Annotated in this window: 17 protein-coding genes; 8 read left to right on the top strand and 9 right to left on the bottom strand. The window is 67.7% G+C overall.

The window, feature by feature from the left end; genetic code table 11:
* Positions 1-59 precede the first annotated feature (59 nt).
* On the bottom strand, positions 60-491 hold the full coding sequence (locus OEJ37_RS07530) for an Lrp/AsnC family transcriptional regulator (RefSeq protein ID WP_006753967.1): 432 nt from the start codon (positions 489-491) through the stop codon (positions 60-62).
* Positions 492-786: 295 nt separating this feature from the next.
* Between OEJ37_RS07530 and OEJ37_RS07525 the strand changes: the two genes are divergently transcribed.
* Positions 787-1,866 (top strand): ornithine cyclodeaminase, encoded by a 1,080-nt coding sequence (locus OEJ37_RS07525; protein WP_174422021.1) that lies wholly within the window; start codon positions 787-789, stop codon positions 1,864-1,866.
* Between the two features lie 122 nt (positions 1,867-1,988).
* Here the strand turns inward: OEJ37_RS07525 and OEJ37_RS07520 are convergent, their stop codons facing one another.
* Positions 1,989-3,122 carry an RNA-guided endonuclease InsQ/TnpB family protein gene (locus OEJ37_RS07520; protein ID WP_263343790.1) on the bottom strand — a complete coding sequence of 378 codons (1,134 nt, stop codon included), beginning with the start codon at positions 3,120-3,122 and terminating at the stop codon, positions 1,989-1,991.
* Positions 3,123-3,234: 112 nt separating this feature from the next.
* Between OEJ37_RS07520 and ctlX the strand changes: the two genes are divergently transcribed.
* Entirely contained in the window at positions 3,235-4,221 is a 987-nt protein-coding gene (ctlX, locus tag OEJ37_RS07515; RefSeq protein ID WP_263343867.1) for a citrulline utilization hydrolase CtlX, read from the top strand.
* A gap of 154 nt (positions 4,222-4,375) precedes the next feature.
* Here the strand turns inward: ctlX and OEJ37_RS07510 are convergent, their stop codons facing one another.
* From OEJ37_RS07510 to OEJ37_RS07495, 4 genes are all read right to left on the bottom strand, one after another.
* Positions 4,376-7,177, bottom strand: coding sequence for an Hsp70 family protein (locus OEJ37_RS07510; RefSeq protein WP_263343789.1), 2,802 nt, complete (start codon positions 7,175-7,177; stop codon positions 4,376-4,378).
* A gap of 5 nt (positions 7,178-7,182) precedes the next feature.
* A complete protein-coding gene (locus tag OEJ37_RS07505; RefSeq protein WP_263343788.1) occupies positions 7,183-9,024 on the bottom strand; it encodes an Hsp70 family protein in 1,842 nt (613 codons plus the stop codon).
* A complete protein-coding gene (locus OEJ37_RS07500) occupies positions 9,021-9,614 on the bottom strand; it encodes a DUF2760 domain-containing protein (RefSeq protein WP_263343787.1) in 594 nt (197 codons plus the stop codon). Before OEJ37_RS07500 ends, OEJ37_RS07505 begins: the two co-directional genes overlap by 4 nt.
* Before the next feature lie 260 nt (positions 9,615-9,874).
* On the bottom strand, positions 9,875-10,315 hold the full coding sequence (locus OEJ37_RS07495) for an Rrf2 family transcriptional regulator (protein ID WP_174422016.1): 441 nt from the start codon (positions 10,313-10,315) through the stop codon (positions 9,875-9,877).
* Positions 10,316-10,456: 141 nt separating this feature from the next.
* Here OEJ37_RS07495 and OEJ37_RS07490 point away from each other — a divergent pair, with 141 nt between their 5' ends.
* The 5 genes from OEJ37_RS07490 (at position 10,457) to OEJ37_RS07470 (ending at position 15,736) form a co-directional block, all read left to right on the top strand.
* Entirely contained in the window at positions 10,457-11,371 is a 915-nt protein-coding gene (locus OEJ37_RS07490) for an NAD(P)/FAD-dependent oxidoreductase (protein ID WP_263343786.1), read from the top strand.
* 342 nt (positions 11,372-11,713) lie between these two features.
* Entirely contained in the window at positions 11,714-12,640 is a 927-nt protein-coding gene (locus OEJ37_RS07485) for a LysR substrate-binding domain-containing protein (RefSeq protein ID WP_263343866.1), read from the top strand.
* Between the two features lie 130 nt (positions 12,641-12,770).
* Positions 12,771-13,901, top strand: a complete 1,131-nt coding sequence (locus tag OEJ37_RS07480; protein WP_263343785.1) for a DSD1 family PLP-dependent enzyme — start codon at positions 12,771-12,773, stop codon at positions 13,899-13,901.
* 111 nt (positions 13,902-14,012) lie between these two features.
* Positions 14,013-14,984, top strand: a complete 972-nt coding sequence (locus tag OEJ37_RS07475) for an ornithine cyclodeaminase family protein (protein WP_263343784.1) — start codon at positions 14,013-14,015, stop codon at positions 14,982-14,984.
* 29 nt (positions 14,985-15,013) lie between these two features.
* Complete coding sequence (locus tag OEJ37_RS07470) at positions 15,014-15,736, top strand: HAD family hydrolase (protein WP_263343783.1); 723 nt, start codon at positions 15,014-15,016, stop codon at positions 15,734-15,736.
* 127 nt (positions 15,737-15,863) lie between these two features.
* Here OEJ37_RS07470 and OEJ37_RS07465 read toward each other — a convergent pair whose 3' ends face one another.
* Together OEJ37_RS07465 and OEJ37_RS07460 are read right to left on the bottom strand one after the other, a co-directional pair.
* Positions 15,864-16,481, bottom strand: coding sequence for a glutathione S-transferase family protein (locus tag OEJ37_RS07465; protein WP_263343782.1), 618 nt, complete (start codon positions 16,479-16,481; stop codon positions 15,864-15,866).
* A gap of 88 nt (positions 16,482-16,569) precedes the next feature.
* Entirely contained in the window at positions 16,570-16,938 is a 369-nt protein-coding gene (locus tag OEJ37_RS07460; protein ID WP_263343781.1) for a hypothetical protein, read from the bottom strand.
* 81 nt (positions 16,939-17,019) lie between these two features.
* Here OEJ37_RS07460 and OEJ37_RS07455 point away from each other — a divergent pair, with 81 nt between their 5' ends.
* Positions 17,020-17,487, top strand: coding sequence for a MarR family winged helix-turn-helix transcriptional regulator (locus tag OEJ37_RS07455; protein WP_175917470.1), 468 nt, complete (start codon positions 17,020-17,022; stop codon positions 17,485-17,487).
* Between the two features lie 31 nt (positions 17,488-17,518).
* Here the strand turns inward: OEJ37_RS07455 and OEJ37_RS07450 are convergent, their stop codons facing one another.
* Entirely contained in the window at positions 17,519-18,112 is a 594-nt protein-coding gene (locus tag OEJ37_RS07450) for a TetR/AcrR family transcriptional regulator (RefSeq protein ID WP_174420284.1), read from the bottom strand.
* Positions 18,113-18,181: the final 69 nt, after the last annotated feature.

Genomic DNA, 18,181 nt, shown 5'->3' with positions numbered 1-18,181 from the left:
CGCCGGCCTGTCACGCGCGGTCGATTCATGCCGACCTCCCGACGCGGGCCCGGCCCGCGTTATGCCTTGTGCGTCGACAGCAGAATGCTCGTCTCGGTACTCGCGATGCCGTCGATCAGCCGGATCGCGCCGAGCACGCGATCGAAATGCTCGAGCGAATCGGCATGCAGCTCGGCGACGAGATCCCAGCGGCCGTTGGTGCTGTGGATCGACGCGACGTTCGGATGCCCGCGCAGCACCTTCACCACCTCCGCGCCGCGGTTGCCCTGCACCGCGATCGACATCAGCGCGCGGATCCGGTGCCGTTCGGCCGCCGGCTTGAGCCGCACCGTATAACCGACGATCACGCCGTTTTTCTCCAGCCGCGTCAGCCGGTTCTGCACGGTCGCGCGCGCGACGCGTAATTCCTTCGCCAGCGCGACGACGGGCAGTCGCGCGTTGTCGCGCAGCAGCGCGATGAGCTGCCGGTCGACGTCGTCGAGCGTGATCATGAAGGGGCCTTCCTGTTGAGCGTGAACCGGCCGCCAGCGTGCCGGAGGCTGCGCATTCCGACCAGCATGAACCAGGCAAACTGCTGGATATGGCTGTCATCTTGACAAGTCTATCGATAAATCTGCCACTTTTGCCGTCTTTTTGTTGGCTCGACTCCCGGAAATAATGACTCCATCGACCGGCCGAATATGCCGTGCCGCCGCTTTTCAGCAAGCCCGCGCCCGAGCCTAAGCACCGCCCGGTCGACCGGAATGCCAGGACACCCGTACCGGCAAAGACAATGGAGACAGACCGATGACTCGCTTCCTCGACGTTCCCGCCACCGCCCGACTGATCGCCAGGACCGGCGTCACGACGTTCCTGCACGAACTCGTCGACACGCTGCGCGCCGATTACCTGCAGTGGGCCGATTTCGACAAGTCGCCGCGCGTCGCGTGCCACTCGCGCGACGGCGTGATCGAACTGATGCCCGTCGCGAACGCGTCGCTGTTCGCGTTCAAGTACGTGAACGGCCACCCCGTCAACGCGGCGCGCGGGATGCACACGGTGATGGCATTCGGCGCGCTCGCCGAAGTCGATACCGGCTACCCGCTGCTGCTCGCCGAACTCACGCTGACGACCGCGCTGCGCACGGCCGCCACGTCGGTGCTCGCCGCGCAGGCGCTCGCACGGCCCGACTCGCATACGATGGCGTTGATCGGCAACGGCGCGCAGAGCGAATTCCAGGCGATCGCGTTCCACACGCTGCTCGGCATCGACGAAATTCGCGTGTTCGACGTCGATCCGCTCGCGACCGACAAGCTCGTGCAAAACCTCGCCGCGTACCCCAAATTGCGCGTCGTGCGCGCCGCATCGACCGCCGACGCCGTGCGCGGCGCCGACATCGTGACGACCGTCACCGCCGACAAGGCGTACGCGACGATCGTCACGGCCGACATGATCGAGCCCGGCATGCACCTGAACGCGGTCGGCGGCGATTGCCCCGGCAAGACCGAACTCGAAGCGGGCGTGCTGCAAGCGGGCCGCGTGTTCGTCGAATTCGAGCCGCAGTCGCGCATCGAAGGCGAGATCCAGCAGATGCCGGCCGACTTCCCCGTCACCGAGCTGTGGCGCGTGCTGCAGGGTGAAGCGACCGGCCGCGAACGCGCGGACGAGGTCACGGTGTTCGACTCGGTCGGCTTCGCACTAGAGGATTACTCGGCGCTGCGCTACCTGTATGCGCTCGCGCAGCAGCACAACGCGGGCGTCGAGATCGCGCTGATTCCGCCCGCCGTCGATCCGAAGAACCTGTTCGCGCTGATCGACGATCCGGCCGCGATCGCGCAGGGTCACGCGGCCTTCGTCACCGAAGCCGTCGCCGCCTTCGCGCGCTGACCTTCATCGCCGGGCGGCCTGTGCACTGCCCGGTTCCCTGCCTTTCGCTCCTGCCTTCCTTGACTGCTCCTCTCCCTAAAGGAAGCGGATTCCCACTTCGCAGAATGCAACCCGACATCATCTCAAAGAGACATGGGACTTACGCGTTCTCCATAGGCTGACACCGCCAGCCCGGCGGCCAAAACATTGCGCGCAGCATTGATATCGCGGTCGTGGATGGCCCCGCATTCAAGACAGTCCCATGCACGCACCTTCAACGGCATCCTCGCGACGGTATGCCCGCAGTCACTGCATCGTTTGCTGGAGGGATACCAGCGGTCGATGCCGATCAGCCTGCGCCCATACCACTGCGCTTTGTACTCAAGTTGTCGGGTGAACTCCGACCAGCTTGCATCGCTGATCGACTTCGCGAGCTTTCGATTCTTCCGCATGTGGCTAACGGACAGACTTTCAATGGCGATCACTTGGTTTTCGTTGATCAACCGGGACGACAGTTTGTGCAGGAAATCCCTGCGTGAATCCGCCGTCTTGGCATACATGCGTGCGACCTTAAGCTTCGCCTTCCGATGGTTGGCCGAGCCCTTTTGCTTCTTCGCCAGCCGCCGCTGCAGCTTCGCGAGCTTGACCTCGTTCTTGCGAAACGTATTCGGCGCGGCAATCTTCTCGCCGGTCGAAAGGATGGCGAAATGTGTCAGCCCGAGGTCGATGCCGATCTTTCCGTCGGCACCCGGGTGCGGGCTCACAGCATCGTCGCACAGCATCGATACGTGGTATCGGCCGGCCGGGTCTTTCGACACCGTGACCGTCGTCACCCTCGCGGATTTCGGGATCGTGCGCGACCAGCGGATCGCAAGTGGCTCAGCCATCTTTGCCAGCTTGAGCGCCGAACCATCCCACTTGAAAGCACTGGCGGTGTATTCGGCAGATTGCTTGCCGTGCTTGCTGCGAAAGGTCGGGTACTTCGCCCGCTTCGCGAAGAAGTGCGCGAACGCAGTCTGCAAATGGCGTAACGCCTGCTGCACCGGCACCGAACTGACTTCGTTCAGCCACGCGTACCCATCAGTCCTCTTGAGCACCGTCAACGCCGCGGAGGTTTCGTGATAACCCATGCGTTCCTGTCGCTGATGCCAGGCATCCGTGCGTCGGCGAAGCATCTCGTTATAGACAAAGCGCGCACATCCAAACGTCCGGGCAAGCGTCGCTGCCTGCTCGGGCGTCGGGTAGAACCGGAATCGGTAGGCGCGTTTGATATCCATGCTTCGTACCCTACCATCGGCGATTACGTGGCCGTCAACAGGAGCACGGATGCAATGTCAAAACCGTCCCTTTCCTCCCTGGCCTGAAGGCCGGAGTTTCTCGGAGACCATGATGAATCTCGTATCGATCCAGGCGCCGGCCGCCGTCGTGATGATCCGGCCGCACCGCTTCCTCCCGAACCCGCAGACAGCGGCCGACAACGCGTTCCAGCGCACGGCCGCCGGCGGCTCAACCGACACGTCGTCGGTGTCCGCCGCCGCGCGCGACGAAGTCACGGCCGCCGCGCAGACGCTCGCCGATGCGGGCGTGCGCGTGCACGTGTTCGACGACCGCGGCGAGCGCGACACGCCCGACTCCGTGTTCCCGAACAACTGGTTCTCGACGCATCCGGGCGGCCACGTCGCGCTGTATCCGATGCACAGCCCGAACCGCCGCCGCGAGCGGCGCGCGGACATCGTCGAGATGCTGAAGGCCGAGTATCGCGTGCAGGACGTGATCGACTATTCGGGTCTCGAATACGACGACGTGTTCCTGGAAGGCACCGGCGCGATGGTGCTCGACCACGTCGCGCGGATCGCGTACACCGCGCGGTCGCGCCGTGCCGATCCGGTCGCGCTCGAACGCTTCTGCACGCACTTCAATTTCGAACCGATCTGCTTCGATACGGCCGATGCCGACGGGCGCCCGATCTATCACACGAACGTGATGATGAGCGTCGCGACGGAGTTCGCGATGGTCGGCCTCGACCTGATCGCCGACAGCCGGCGCCGCGCCGAGATCGCGCAACGCCTGACTGAAACGGGTCGCACGGTGATCGCGCTCGATCAGTCGCAGATCGCGAACTTCGCGGGCAATACGCTGGAATTGTCGGGAAGAAACGGGCGTGTGCTCGCGCTGTCGCGGCGTGCGTTCGATTGCCTCACACCTGACCAGCGTGCGACGATCGAGCGCTCCGCACGGCTGCTGCCGCTCGACGTGCCGACGATCGAACTGGCCGGCGGGTCGGTGCGCTGCATGCTCGCGGGGATTCATCTTGCGCGGCGGGCGATCGCCGTGGAATCGACCGCATCGCCACGCGAGACGACGCCGCGGATCTGACTAGCAGGCTCACAAAGCGCAAACGGCTGCCGATGCGATGCAACGGCAGCCGCTTTCTTGTTCGACGGGGCATTGAATCAGCAAACGTCAGCCCGCACCGGCAACACCGCGGAATGCTCCGGCATCCGAACGATACCGGAGCCCGCCGCGCCGCTCACCCGGCCAGCAGCTTCAACCCGGCCGGCAGCGTTTCGCCGAACACGCGCACCGTGTCGGCTTCGTCGAAGGCGATCGCCTCGCGCACCATGTCGATCCATGCGGCCGACGCATTCGCGGCCGACAGACGCTTGATCACCGCGTCGCGCGTATCGTCCGGCAGGTCGCGCGAACGGTCGCCGGTCATCCGTGCGATCTGCGCGGCCGCGAACGCGGCCGGCTCGACCTGCTTCCAGTCGAGCGCGAACAGCGCGTCGAGCCAGCCGTTGGCGACTTCCGCGGGCACGACGCTGTGCGCGCTGCCGTAGAACGGCCGGCGCGCACCGATGCGCCCGAGCGCCCATGCACACAGCGCACGCTCGACCGGCTTCTGCAATTGCGCGATCAGGCGCTCGGCCAGCTCGACCTTGCGCTCGACGGGCAACCGTTCGAGCGAAGCGGACAGCCGCGTCATGTCGGCCGGGCCGACCTTGCCCGGATCGAACGGCAGCTTGCGCCGCTTGTCGTCGGACGGTTCGAGGAACGCAATCGCGTCGCGCACCTGCGTCTGCGCGTCGTCGTCGAGGCCGCCGGCCACGCGCCGCCACAGCGTCCACCACTCGGACCACACCTGCCCGTCGTTCACGTATTGAATGCCATCGTCGAACAGCGGCCACAGCTGCTCGATGCGCCACACGTCGAGCGGATGGCCGAAGCCGGGACGCAGGCAATACCCGGCGAGGTTCAGCCACGCGCGTTCGTGATCGGCCGAGCGCCGGCGGCGCCGCGCCCGCGCAAGCAACGCGTCGAACAGTTCGCGCGCGAGCGCGACGTCCCACTCTTCGCGCGCGCCGAGCATCTGTTCGAGCTGCGCGCGCAACCGGCGCGTGTCCTTCGGCGTGACGTCCGCGGCCTTGCTGCCGAACGAGCGCTCGATCAGCTCGATGGCCTGGTCGAGACGCGGATGCCGCGCGGGCGCATCATCGCCGCCTTGTACCGGCGCGTCGCCGCGCAACTGGAATTCGAGCCGCCATCGGCGTGACGCGTCGTCGGTCGCGATGCAATGCATTTCGAGCGTGCCGACCTCGGTCAGCGACGCGGTGAGCTTCACCGGCGTTTCGCGCGCATCGCTGCCGGCCTGCCGTTCGACGACCGTCGCGATCGGCGGCAGCCGCACGAAATCGCCGCCGTCGAGTTCGACGAGATCGCCAGGCCGGTACGCGGTCTCGGCCACCGTCGACACGAGGTGGAAACGCACCGGCTGCCCGAGCTGCAGCGCGAACGTACGATCCTCGAGCCGGATCTCGCGGCCCTCTTCCGCACCGCGCGGCAGCAGGCAGACGCCGCGCGCGGCTGCATCGCCGGCACCGTCGTCGAGTACGAGGAAATAGCTGCGCGCGGAACCGCCGCCGATGCGCGGTGCATGCCCGGCGCGCGCGAGCCCGTAGGCCACCGCGCCGCGCGCGACGGCCACGTCCGGATGCGCGTTGTGCAGCACGTCGAGCGGCGCGCCGCGCCACGCGCCGAGCGTCTGCGCGAGACGACCGGCGAGCGCGCCCGCACGGAACACGCCGCCGTTGAGCAGCAGCGTGTCGGGCAGCGGGTCTTCCGCGTGACGGTTCAGGAACGCGGCGACGTGCCGCGTGACGGCCGGGTCGCTCGCATACGGCAACCCGAATTCGACGATCGCCGCCCGCGCGCGGCGCGGCAGTTCGCCGGCCTCGACCTGCGGAAAAAAACCGTCGACGACGATCTGCTCGACTTCCTGCCGTGTCAGCTCGGCCGAGCGCGCGCCGCCGACGAGCTTGCTGCCCGCGCCGAGCAGCGTGACGGTGACGGACGCCGGCGCATCGTCGCCGAGCAGCCGCTCCTTCGCCGCACGGCAGCGCTCGACGAGCTGCGACAGGCTCGCGGCCGACAGCCGCGTGCCGGGCTCGGTCAGCCGCGTTTCGACCAGGCGCGCGAGCGCGAGGTCCATGTTGTCGCCGCCGAGCATCAGGTGATTGCCGACGCCGACGCGCGTAAAGGTCGGCTCGCCGTCGTCGCCCGGTGCGACATCGACGAGCGTGAGGTCGGTTGTGCCGCCGCCGACGTCGCAGATCAGCACGCGCCGCGCGTCGGCGAACGTGTCGCGCAACGTCTCGCGCTGCCCGTACAACCAGTCATAAAACGCGGCCTGCGGCTCTTCCAGCAGCCGCAGCGCGGGCAGCCGCGCGCGCCGCGCGGCCTCGACCGTCAACGCGCGCGCGCCGTCGTCGAACGACGCGGGCACCGTCAGGATCACGTCCTGCTTCGCGAGCGGCGCGTCGGGAAAACGGGCATCCCACGCGTCGCGCACATGCGCGAGATAACTCGCGCTCGCGTCGACCGGCGACACCTTGTCGACGCCGTCGGCCGCGCCCCACGGCAGGATCGCCGCGAGCCGGTCGACCGATGCGTGCGACAGCCAGCTCTTCGCGCTCGACACGAGCCGGCCCGGCACCTGCGCGCCGAGCGTGCGCGCATAGCGGCCGATCACGGGCGGCAGCGCATCACCAGCGCCGCTGTCACGACCGGCTGACCCGCCGTCACGGCCGCCGCCCGAACGGGCGGCCGCGTCGCGCGCGCCGGCCGCCTGCCACGGCAACCTCAACGCGTCCGCCGCGAGCTCACCGGCCGCCGGGTGATAGCGCACCGACGGCAGCAGCGGCTGCGCGGCCACCGCGCCGGGGCCGACGAGTTGCTCGACGTCGAACACGCGGATCGCGTCGGAGCCTGCCTCGACGTATGCGACGACCGTATTGCTCGTGCCGAGGTCGATGCCGACCGTATAGCGCTTCATCGTGCTCAGGCGGCGCCGCGCACGTCGAACTCGACCTTCCAGCGTTCGTTCGTGCCGCTCGGGATCGCCTCGAGTTCGAGCGTGCCGGCTTCGGTCACGCGCGCGTGCAGCTTCACCGGCACGATCTCGCCGACCGTGCGCCCTTCAGCGGGCAGCGTCGCCTGGATTTCCTCGAGCTCCTGCAGTTCTTCCGCCGACCAATAGTCGAGCAGCGTGCCGACCTGGTCCTGGCGGCGCACCGACGAACCGAAGAAGCGGAACTGCACCGGCTCGCCGACGACGAGGCCGAACTCCTGCGGCGGCAGCGCCGCGTCCGAGCCTTCCTCCATCCCGAACGGCGCGACGCACAGCGCCTGCACCGGCGGTTCGAGCCCCGGCACCGCGGGCATCGCCGATTCGATCGCGACGTAGTACGCACGCGCCGTGCCGCCGCGAATGCGCACGCCACGGCCGCGCTTCACGTAGCCGTAGTAAGCCGCGCCGCGCGCGACCGCGAGATCGAGATCGGCGCCTTCGAGCAGGCGCGCGGGCGGCGCGCCCTCGGCGGCCAGCCAGCTGTTGAGCGTATCGAGCACGCGCTGCGTGAGCAGCGCCGACTTGAACACGCCGCCGTTGAACAGCACGGCCGTCGGATGCAGGAACGTCGCGCCCTGCGGCAGCGTGCGCTGCACGCCTTCGAGCGTGTCGAGCGCCGCGACCTGGCGGCCCAGGAACGCCGCGAGATGGCGCGTGATGCCCGCATCCTGCGCATACGGCAGGCCGAGCTGCGTCAGGCCGACGCGCGCGCGGCTCACCGGGCGCGCGGCCGCATCGACCTGCGGGAAGAAGCCTTCGAGGATCGTCTGCGTGAGTTCCGCGCGCGTAAGCTCCGTGCGGATCGAACCGCCGATCAGCTTCGAGCCGCGGCTCGGCACGACGAGCGGCACCGCGTCGGCCGTCGGGTCGGACAGCAGCGTTTCCTTCGCCGCGCGGCATGCGTACGTGAGCGCGCGCAATTGCCACGGATCGGCCTGCGTGCCCTGCTGCGCGAGCTTGCGCGCGACCACGTGCGCGAGCGCGAGGTCCATGTTGTCGCCGCCGAGCAGGATGTGCTCGCCGACCGCCACGCGATGCAGTTCGAGATTGCCGTCGCGCTCGACCACCGCGATCAGCGACAGGTCGGTCGTGCCGCCGCCGACGTCGACGCACAGGATCAGGTCGCCGACCTGCACCTGCTTGCGCCAGCCGCCTTCGCTCTTCTGGATCCAGCTGTACAGCGCGGCCTGCGGCTCCTCGAGCAGCGTCATCCGCGAGTAGCCGGCGGCGCGCGCGGCCTCGGCCGTCAGTTCGCGCGCGGCCGGGTCGAACGAAGCGGGGATCGTCACCGTCACGTCCTGGTCGACGAACGGCGCATCGGGATGCGTGTGGTCCCACGCTTCGCGCAGGTGCGTCAGGTAGCGGATCGAGCTTTCCAGCGGCGACACGCGCGACACTTCGGGCGGCGCGTCGCTCGGCAGGATCGCCGCGCGGCGATCGACGCCCGGGTGGCACAGCCAGCTTTTCGCGCTCGACACGAGGCGGATCGGCGTGCCCGCGCCGCGCGTGCGCGCCATCTCGCCGACCGCGAAGCCGCGCGAAGCCGTCCACGGCAGCGTCAGGTCGCCCTGCGTCAGTTCGCTTTCATGCGGCAGATAGAGGAACGACGGCAGCAGGTCGCGCGACTCCAGCGCGCCGGGCGCGGTGAGCTGCGCGATCGGCAGCACCTGCTGCGTGATTTTTTCGCCGTCGCTCGCGGTGCTGTCGACGTACGACAGCGCGCAGTGGGTCGTACCGAGGTCGATACCGATCGAATAACGCGGATCGCTCACAGCTCCACCTCCGCCGGTGCGACCACCGATGCGTCGTGGCTGCCCGTCAGCTTCGGCAGGCGCACGTCGGCGACGCGCCAGCCGCGATGGCTGACCGTGCCCGTGAACGGCGCCGAGCCGACCACGTTGCCCGTCACGCGCACGGCTGTCGCGTCGAAACCGGCCGGCAACGTCACGCGGCTGCCTTCTGCTTCGTCGCGCACCGGCACGATCGTGAAGTGTTCGCGCAGCGCAGCGCGGCAGCCGTCGTGCACGAGGCGGGCGGCCGCGCCGATATCGGCGTCCGCGTAGCCGGCAATGTCTTCCTCGACGAAGTCGATGAAGCGCGCATCACGCTGCAGCAGGCCGAGCAGTTGCAGCGCGGCCTGCGGGCTCGCTTCGCGCAATTCGGGCACCGGTGCCTTCACGGGCGCGGGCACGGGTGCAGGCGCCGAAGCCGGTGCGGCTGCGGGTGCCGGTGCGACCGGTGCCGGGGCGCCATCGCGCACGCGCAGCACACCGGCCGCGAACTCGCGGTTGCCGAGCACGGAGAAGAACGTGCCGACGGCAAGCGACAGCCGGCCGAAGAAGGACAGGTTGGATTCGGGCATGGGGTCTGGACTCCTGTGGGCTCGCGACACGGCGAGCAATCTTGCCTGGGCGCCTGGTGGCGGCGTGCGCAATGCGCACTGCCGCCGCCCGGCGCGTGATTCGGACGCGCCCTCGCGGGTGCGGAAAACCCGTATTTTGCCCTGTGGCGGGCGAACCGGGCAGAAGTCGGGGGACAGAACATCGCGACGCGACGGTTTGGGCCGCGCCCGATCGCGCCGAATTGCACGCCAAGCGCGATCGATCGGGATGCTGCGCCGCGTCAGCGCGTGTAGCCCCGCAGCGCAGCCTTCGCCTCGAAATCGCGCGACAGCATGCCGAGCGTGACTTCGCCGAAGCGCGCCAACAGCGACGCTTCGGCATCCTTAAGCGTCGCCGACAGATGCGAGTTGACGGCCTGTTCGACCAGGCATTCGGGCTCGTCCTCCGGCACCAGATCGGAGAACAGCGGCGGCTCGCCCACTGCGCGATAGACGTCGAGCAGCGTGATGTCGTCGAGCGCGACGCTCAGCACCCAGCCGCCGCCGTGCCCTTTCTCCGATTGCACGTAGCCGCAGTCGCGCAAGCCGCCGAGCAGGCGCCGCACGACGACCGGATTCGTGGCCAGCATCGTCGCGATCGCCTCCGACGTCAGCGGGCCGTCGGCCTGGTCCATGTGGATCAGCGCATGCAGCATGCGCGACAAACGGCTGTCGGTTCTCACGGGCGGTGCTCCCTTCTCTCGAAACTTATGAAGTTGCATGAATGATACCATCGCCCTATCATGCAACTTCTCGTGTTTCATGAGTTGGCCGCCATCGGGACACGTTCGTCATTCACGCAGGTTCAGAACAGGAGCAAGTGCATGCATAACCATCATGAAGTGATCGTGGTCGGCGGCAGCTTTGCGGGGCTGTCGGCCGCGATGCAGCTGGCGCGGGCGCGACGCCGCGTGCTCGTGATCGACGCCGGCCGGCCGCGCAACCGCTTTGCCGAACACGCGCACGGTTTTTTCGGGCAGGACGGCAAGCCGCCCGCGCGGATCGTTGCAGAAGCCGTCACGCAACTGGACGCGTATCCGACCGTGCAGCGGATCGACGGCGAGGTGCGCACGGCAGAGCGCGATGCGGACGGCCGCTTCCACGTGACGCTGTCGGACGGCCGCCGCGCGAGCGCCGACCGGCTGATTCTCGCGACCGGCATCCGCGATGAATTGCCCGCGCTGCCGGGGCTCGCGGAACGCTGGGGCATCAGCGTGCTGCACTGTCCGTATTGCCATGGGTACGAGGTGAGCGGCCAGCGGCTCGGCGTGCTCGCCACGCATCCGCTTTCCGTGCATCAGGCGATCCTGATTCCGGACTGGGGCCCGACGACGTGGTTCACGCAGGGCGTGGTCGAAGCGAATGAGGAAGAAGCCGCATTGCTCGACGCGCGCGGCGTGCGCATCGAGCGATCGCCGGTCGTTGAAATTCTTGGCGATGCACCGCGTATCGAAGCGCTGCGGCTCGCCGACGGGCAGGTCGTGCCGATCGATGCGCTGTTCGTCGGCGCGCGCACGGTAATGGCAAGCGATCTCGCGCAGCAGCTCGGTTGCGCGTTCGACGAAGGGCCGCTTGGCCCGGTCGTCCGAGTCGATACGTGGAAGCAGACGAGCGTCGCAGGGGTATTCGCGGCCGGCGACGCGTCGACGCCGATGACCAACGCGACGTTCGCGTCGGCATCCGGCGTGACGGCGGGGATCGCCGCGCATCGGTCGCTGATTTTCGGGCTGCACGCGTGACGCGGCGTGCAGCCGGAGATCACGAGACGCGCGCCGCCGCATCCGCCGCCGGTTCCGCACCACCCTCCGTGCTGCACTCCTCCAGCGAAATCCGCCGCGTCTCGCGCCCGTTGATCCGCCACCGGCCGGCCGCGCGACCGGCCCCGGCACGCGAGCACAAGCAGCACGATCAACGCGGCCGACGGCGAGCCGGCCATCGTATGGACGTTCGTGAGCATCAGCGGCGCGATCACGACGTCGAGCCCCGATGCCCGAATCCGCGCCGGCATTTCGCCACATCGATGGATTCGCGGCGTGATGTGCGGTTTAATGCTCGGCAATGCCAGCATTAAGAGACTTGAAATGCTCGATCTCGACGACCTTCGACTCGTGCGCGCGATCGGCGCGTCGCGTTCATTGGCCGCTGCGGCGCGCCTGCTCGATCTAACGCCGCCCGCGGTCACGATTCGCCTGCAGCGGATGGAGGCGCGATTGAGCGCGCGGCTCGCCGTGCGGCAGTCGAAAGGGATTGCGTTGACCGACGAGGGACAACGGCTGTACCAGGAAGCCGTCGATATCCTCGAGCGCGTGGAGGCGCTGCCGGTCAGCATCTCGGGCGACCACGGCGACGTGCAGGGCGCGCTGCGCGTCGTCGCGCCGTTCGGCTTCGGCCGCAAGTATGTCGCGCGGATCGTGCGCGACGTACAACGCGCGCATCCGAAGCTCGAAATTTCGCTCCACCTGTCGGAGAGCCCGTTGACGAGCGCATCGGCGGCCGATGTGGTCGTGCACGTCGGCAGCCTCAAATCCTCTTCGTGGATCGGCTATCCGCTCGCGCCCAACGAGCGCTTCCTGTGCGCGAGCCCCGGCTACGCGCGCCGCATCAAGGAACTGAATCATCCGTCCGACCTCGCCCGATACGACTGCCTGTGCCTGCGCGAGAACGACGAGGACATTCCGCGATGGCGCTTCTCGCCAAGCGGCGACGGTCGACACGAGTCCCGACGGTCCACCGTGATCCGCGTCACGGGCGCGCTGTCCTCCAACGACGGCACCGTCATCACCGATTGGGCCTTGGCCGGGCTCGGGATCGTGGAACGCTCGGAATGGGACGTCGCCCCGCTGCTGGCGAACGGCAAACTCGTCCGGCTGCTGCCCGACTGGAGCCTGCCGCCCGCGCCTGTCACGGCGCTGTTGCCGTCGCGCACCGGCCGATCCGCACGGCAACGGGTTTTTCTCGAAGCTGCGCGGCAGTTTCTCGATCCGCCACCGTGGCGCGGCAACGCATGAGCCGCGCCACGGTCCGGGAGATTCATTCCCAATTAAACGTCGCTTAATGATGGATTAGTCATGCGTTAAACATCGTGACCGTCGGTTGCCCTACAGTGTTCGCGTCGGCAACACTCCGAGGCAACGCATCGTGCACATTCAAACCCTCAACACCCCGGCCGCATTGATCGATGTCGGCCGCATGCGTCGCAACATCGACCGCATGCAGGCACACCTGGACGCACTCGGCGTCAGGTTCCGGCCGCACGTCAAGACCACCAAGTGCCGGCAAGTCGTCGACGCACAAATCGCGGCAGGTGCGCAGGGCATCACGGTGTCGACGCTCAAGGAAGCCGAGCAGTTCTTCGCGAGCGGTGTCCGGGACATCGTCTATGCGGTCGGCATGGTGCCCGCGAAGCTGAGCCAGGCGCTCGCGCTGCGCCGGCAGGGCTGCGACCTGAAGATCGTCGCCGACAGCCTGCAGGCCGCACACGCGATCGCCGAATTCGGGCGCGAGCACAGCGAACGCTTCGAGGTCTGGATCGAAGTCGACGTCGACGGCCATCGCTCGGGCGTCCCGCCCGAAGGCGACCTGCTGATCGACATGGGCCGCGCACTGGTCGACGGCGGGATGATGCTTGGCGGGGTTCTGGCCCACGCGGGCTCCAGCTACGAATACGACACGCGGGAAGCGCTGGCGGCGATCGCCGAACAGGAGCGCAGCCGCACCGTGCGGGCCGCGGAACGCCTCAAGGCCGCCGGGTTGCCCTGCCCAGTGGTCAGTATCGGTTCGACGCCCACCGCCCTCGCGGCGGAAAACCTCGACGGCGTCACCGAGGTTCGCGCCGGTGTGTACGTGATGTTCGACCTCGTGATGCACAACATCGGCGTGTGCGAGCTGTCCGACATCGCGTTGTCGGTGCTGACCACCGTCATCGGGCATCAGGAAGAAAAAGGCTGGGCGATCGTCGACGCGGGCTGGATGGCGATGAGCCGCGACCGCGGCACGCAGCGCCAGGCCCGCGATTTCGGCTACGGGCAGGTCTGCACCGAAGACGGCGAAGTGCTCGGCGACTACATCGTGAGCGCAGCGAACCAGGAGCACGGCATCGTGTCGCGCACGGGCTCGCCCGACACGGGCATTGCGCAGCGGCTTCCGATCGGAACGCGCCTGCGCATCCTGCCGAATCACGCGTGCGCCACCGGCGCGCAACATCCCGAATATCAGGCCATCGGAGAAGACGGCACCGCACACGCATGGCCGCGCTTCTATGGATGGTGAGCGGCGCCCCCTCCCATCGAAGCCATCTCGCCCACACATTGACTATTTGTCTAAATCTGGACACACTTTAAACCTTCCCGATTCGCCTTGCGGCGGAAAACCTGACCCCACATGCCGACAGACGCCCGACTCCTTCTTCTCGACCGCGATGCCGTCGAACCCGCCCTTCAGGCCGAGCAAGTGATGGCTGCGGTGCGGGAAGCCTTTGTGCTGCACAGCCAAAGAGCCGGACGCGTGTTCCCGGTGGTCCGCGAGAAGCTGCACACCGGCGGCGTATTCGGCATCAAGTCGGGCGACGTCGCGAGCCAGGATCTGCTCGGGTTCAAGGCGGCCGGATTCTGGCCCGGCAACCGGGCCCGCGGCGGCGAGCCGCATCAGGCAACCGTTGCGCTGTTCGATCCGGCCACGGGCCGCCCGCTCTGCATCATGGACGGCAACGCGATCACCACCGCGCGGACCGGTGCCGCAGGCGGCCTCGGGCTGCAACTGCTGGCCCGCCGCGACAGCACGCGGATCAGCGTGTTCGGCACGGGCGTGCAGGCGCGCGTCCAGCTCGAATACGCGCTCCGGCTGCTGCCGCAACGTTGCGCGGTGCAGTACGTGAACACCAGTGGCGAGCCGGACCCGGTGTTCGAATCGGCCTTCCATGAACGATGCGAGATCCGCGTCGCTCGCGACCGGAACGACGCGGTGGCCGATAGCGATGTGGTCATCACGGCAACGCCGGGCGGCGGTGCGTTGTTCGATGCGGATGCGGTTCAGCCGGGTACCCACCTGACCTGTGTGGGTGCCGACACCGCGGGCAAGCGCGAGCTACCGGCAGGCGTGCTGGAACGCGCGCGCGTTTTTGTGGACGATCATGATCAGGCGCGCAGCATCGGCGAGTGTCAGTGGGCGCCGGATCTGCCGCGCACCGAAATCGGCGACCTGCTCGCCGGAACGGCGTCGATCGACCGCTCGCCGAGCGACGTCACCGTATTCGACATGACCGGACTCGCGCTCCAGGACCTGACCGTTGCGCGCTTCCTGTATGGGCAGGCCCTTGAAAACGGCACGGGAACCTCAGTACCATGGCCGTGGTGAACGCCCTCCACCCCGCACCGTCATCCGCCATGCGCCTGCCTGACGTATCCGCCCTCTCGTTCGACCTGGACGACACCCTGTGGCCGTTCGGGCCTTCCGTCGCACGGGCCGAAGCGGCGCTTCGCGCATGGCTGATCGAGCACGCGCCCGATACCGCGAGCGTGCTGCCCACGCAACAGACGCTGAGCGAGCTACGTGAGGAATACGAACGTTTGCGCCCGGACCTCGTCAGCGACTATCGCGCGTTGCGAATCGGCTCGATCCGGCTTGCGCTGGAGCGCGCGAACGAAGATGTCGCGCTGACCGAGCGCGCCTACGACGTCTTCTATGCCGCTCGGAACAACGTCGAATTCTATGAAGACGCGTTGCCGGCGCTGGCATGGCTGAGCGCGCGGTTTCCGTTGATCGCGGTAACGAACGGCAACGCGGATCTCCGGCTGACCGGCGGCGGCGAATTCTTTCGGGAAACGCTCAGCGCGCGTGCGTTCGGGATCGCGAAGCCGGAACCCGAAATATTCCATGCGGCGGCGAAGGCACTCGACGTGCGGCCGGCGGAATTACTGCACATCGGGGACGACTTCCACCTCGATATCGTCGGTGCATTGAATGCGGGGCTTCAGGCGGCATGGGTGGTGCGCGACCATCAGCCGGAAGTGGAGCACGATCCGCAGCATGCCGCGACGCCGCACCTCACCCTCCGCGACCTGTCGATGCTGTGTCGCGCGCTCGGCGGGCCCGACAACGTATCGTGACCGCATGCGCGCGCCGCGCTCACGCTGCACGCTGCACCGCTGTGAAGCGCGGCTGACCGCCGGTTGTCCGTTGCGCAAACATCGCGGTCGGCCATGCCAATGCAGCGCATGACCGGCCACCGCCCCGTCACGCCGCCTTGCGCGCCTCCGCAATCCGCTGCGGCGCCTTCGGCCGCGCGTAAAGGCGGTCGAGATACGCCCGCAGTTGCGGGAACGGTTCGATCAGGTTGCATTCGCTGGCCCAGTCGATCAGGTAGGCCGTCACGCAATCGGCCACCGTCAGCGTGTCGCCGACGATGAACTCGCGCCCTTCGAGATGCTTGTCGAGGATCGCGGCCATCGTCGCGAAATCCTCGCGCGCCAGTTCGATGTCGGCCGGCGAACGCTTCTCCGGCGGATAGATGAACGAATGGCGCGTGATCCGCCACAGCGGCTGTTCAAGCTCCGTCACCGCGAACATGACCCACCGATAGGCCTCGGCGCGCAGCGCCGGATCGACCGGCAGCAATGCCTTCTCCGGATACTTGTCCGCGAGATACAGCACGATCGCGGCCGACTCGGGAATCACGAGGTCGCCGTCCACCAGCACCGGCACCTTGCCGGCCGGATTGAGGCGCAGGAATTCGGGCCGCTTGTGCTCGCCCGCGAGCAGGTTGACCGACACGAACTCGAAATTCGCATCCAGTTCCTTCAGCCCCCACAGCGCGCGTTGCGAGCGGGTGCCGGCAAATCCGTAAAGCTTCATCGCATGTCTCCATCCAGAATGTCGGGAAAATCTCCGCATGCAGGCCACGGCGCATCGACGCTACGCGATGCGCTGCGCGCCGGCATCGTCACGCACCGGGAATCGCCAGCACCGGCATCACGTCGATCGTCTCGCCCGGGAAAATCGTGAAATGCGGATGGCCTTCGAACAGCGCGGCCGCCGCATCGTGCGAAGCCGCCCGCACAACGGTAAAGCCGCTCAGCGCGTTGGCCGTGTCCCTGATGCCGCCAGCATCGATGGTCTTGGTCTTGCCGAGCGGCCCGCCCAGCTCGACGATCGCGTCGCGATGACGTTCGACCCACGCCTTCCATGCGGCGATGCCCTCCTGCTCTTTCGCACGCCGCTCCTGGTCCGAAAGCGCGACCCAGGCCTTCATCCGCGGGCTGTCCTTGCTGCCGAGGAATACGGCGAGATACAACTGCTGTTGAGCACTCATGCTTTCTCCTCCGGTGACGGGCGCGGCGGGCTGCCGCGCCTCGACCTTGACAAGATAGGTTGATATCAACACAATTGCAACATGGCACGCAAAGAAAAGCTCCCTTTCGAAACGACGCTGATGGTGCGCGATTGCTGCCTGTGCCTGCACATGCAGCGCGCGGCGCGCAACCTTGCGCGCATCTTCGACGATGTGCTGCGCCCGCTGGATCTCACCAACGGCCAGTTTTCGCTGCTGATGTCGCTGAACCGGCCGCAGCCGGCCCCGATGAAATCGGTCGCGTCGCTGCTCGCGATGGACCGCACCACGCTGACCGCCGCGCTCAAGCCGCTCGAGCGGCGCGGGCTCGTCACGATCGCGCAGGATCCGGACGACGGGCGCAGCCGCCTGCTCGAGCTGACGCCGGCCGGCCACGACCTGCTGGCCGAGGCCTTCCCGCTGTGGCAGCAGACGCATGCCGACATCGAGCGGCAATTCGCGCCGGGGGAAGTCGATCTGTTGCGCGGCCAGTTGCGCGCGCTGTCGGCGGAGCCGGCTGCCCGCGGCTGAGACGCCGCGCGGATCGCGGCCGCGTGCCGCGTTACTTCCTGCCCTTCTTCGGCAGCAGCAGTTGCGCGAATTCCTGCAGGAAATGCACCGGGCCGTGTTCATGCAGCGCACGCCCGCTGCTCAGTGCGCCGTCGATAACCGTCGCGAGCCGCAGCGCGAAGGTTTCCGGCTCGTCGATCCGCATCGCGCTCGCCAGCTCCGTCAGCCGACGCCGCAGTTCCTGCTTGTGCGCGACGGCGACCTTGCGGGCCGGATGATTGTCGTCTGCATATTCTGCGGCGATGTTGATCTGCGGGCAGCCGCGATAGCCAGGGCGCGCAATGCGCTCGCCGATCCATTGAAGCTGCGCGTCCAGCTCCTCGCGCGGCGTGCGCTTGTACTGCTGCGCCACCACATCCCAATGCGCCCAGAAATCGGCGTCCTCGCGCAGCAGGAACGCCTCGATCAGGTCGTCCTTCGTCGTGAAGTGGCGATAGAGACTCGTCTTCGCGACGCCCGCCTGCGCGACGATCAGGTCCACGCCGACCGCGCGCGTGCCTTCCCTGTAGAACAGCTCGCTGGCCGTTTGCAGAATGCGTTCGCGCGTGTCGGGCGCGCCCCCGTGTGTGTCCGTTCCCTTTTTCATCCAAGCTCGGCCGTCCAGGCCGCCCGTACCGCGACAGTGGACCGATCATAGCACCGCGAGGTTGACGAC

It is taken from the genome of Burkholderia sp. BKH01 (assembly GCF_025685725.1).
Lineage (GTDB): Bacteria > Pseudomonadota > Gammaproteobacteria > Burkholderiales > Burkholderiaceae > Burkholderia > Burkholderia pyrrocinia_C.
This window is presented reverse-complemented; position numbering and strand designations above follow the sequence as displayed.

What these genes read in the sequence shown, in the direction of transcription:
- OEJ37_RS07530 (WP_006753967.1), bottom strand. Translation starts at nt 491, where the DNA reads ATGATCACGCTCGACGACGTCGACCGGCAGCTCATCGCGCTGCTGCGC.
- OEJ37_RS07525 (WP_174422021.1), top strand. Translation starts at nt 787, where the DNA reads ATGACTCGCTTCCTCGACGTTCCCGCCACCGCCCGACTGATCGCCAGG.
- OEJ37_RS07520 (WP_263343790.1), bottom strand. Translation starts at nt 3,122, where the DNA reads ATGGATATCAAACGCGCCTACCGATTCCGGTTCTACCCGACGCCCGAG.
- ctlX (WP_263343867.1), top strand. Translation starts at nt 3,235, where the DNA reads ATGAATCTCGTATCGATCCAGGCGCCGGCCGCCGTCGTGATGATCCGG.
- OEJ37_RS07510 (WP_263343789.1), bottom strand. Translation starts at nt 7,177, where the DNA reads ATGAAGCGCTATACGGTCGGCATCGACCTCGGCACGAGCAATACGGTC.
- OEJ37_RS07500 (WP_263343787.1), bottom strand. Translation starts at nt 9,614, where the DNA reads ATGCCCGAATCCAACCTGTCCTTCTTCGGCCGGCTGTCGCTTGCCGTC.
- OEJ37_RS07490 (WP_263343786.1), top strand. Translation starts at nt 10,457, where the DNA reads ATGCATAACCATCATGAAGTGATCGTGGTCGGCGGCAGCTTTGCGGGG.
- OEJ37_RS07485 (WP_263343866.1), top strand. Translation starts at nt 11,714, where the DNA reads ATGCTCGATCTCGACGACCTTCGACTCGTGCGCGCGATCGGCGCGTCG.
- OEJ37_RS07475 (WP_263343784.1), top strand. Translation starts at nt 14,013, where the DNA reads ATGCCGACAGACGCCCGACTCCTTCTTCTCGACCGCGATGCCGTCGAA.
- OEJ37_RS07470 (WP_263343783.1), top strand. Translation starts at nt 15,014, where the DNA reads ATGCGCCTGCCTGACGTATCCGCCCTCTCGTTCGACCTGGACGACACC.
- OEJ37_RS07465 (WP_263343782.1), bottom strand. Translation starts at nt 16,481, where the DNA reads ATGAAGCTTTACGGATTTGCCGGCACCCGCTCGCAACGCGCGCTGTGG.
- OEJ37_RS07460 (WP_263343781.1), bottom strand. Translation starts at nt 16,938, where the DNA reads ATGAGTGCTCAACAGCAGTTGTATCTCGCCGTATTCCTCGGCAGCAAG.
- OEJ37_RS07455 (WP_175917470.1), top strand. Translation starts at nt 17,020, where the DNA reads ATGGCACGCAAAGAAAAGCTCCCTTTCGAAACGACGCTGATGGTGCGC.
- OEJ37_RS07450 (WP_174420284.1), bottom strand. Translation starts at nt 18,112, where the DNA reads ATGAAAAAGGGAACGGACACACACGGGGGCGCGCCCGACACGCGCGAA.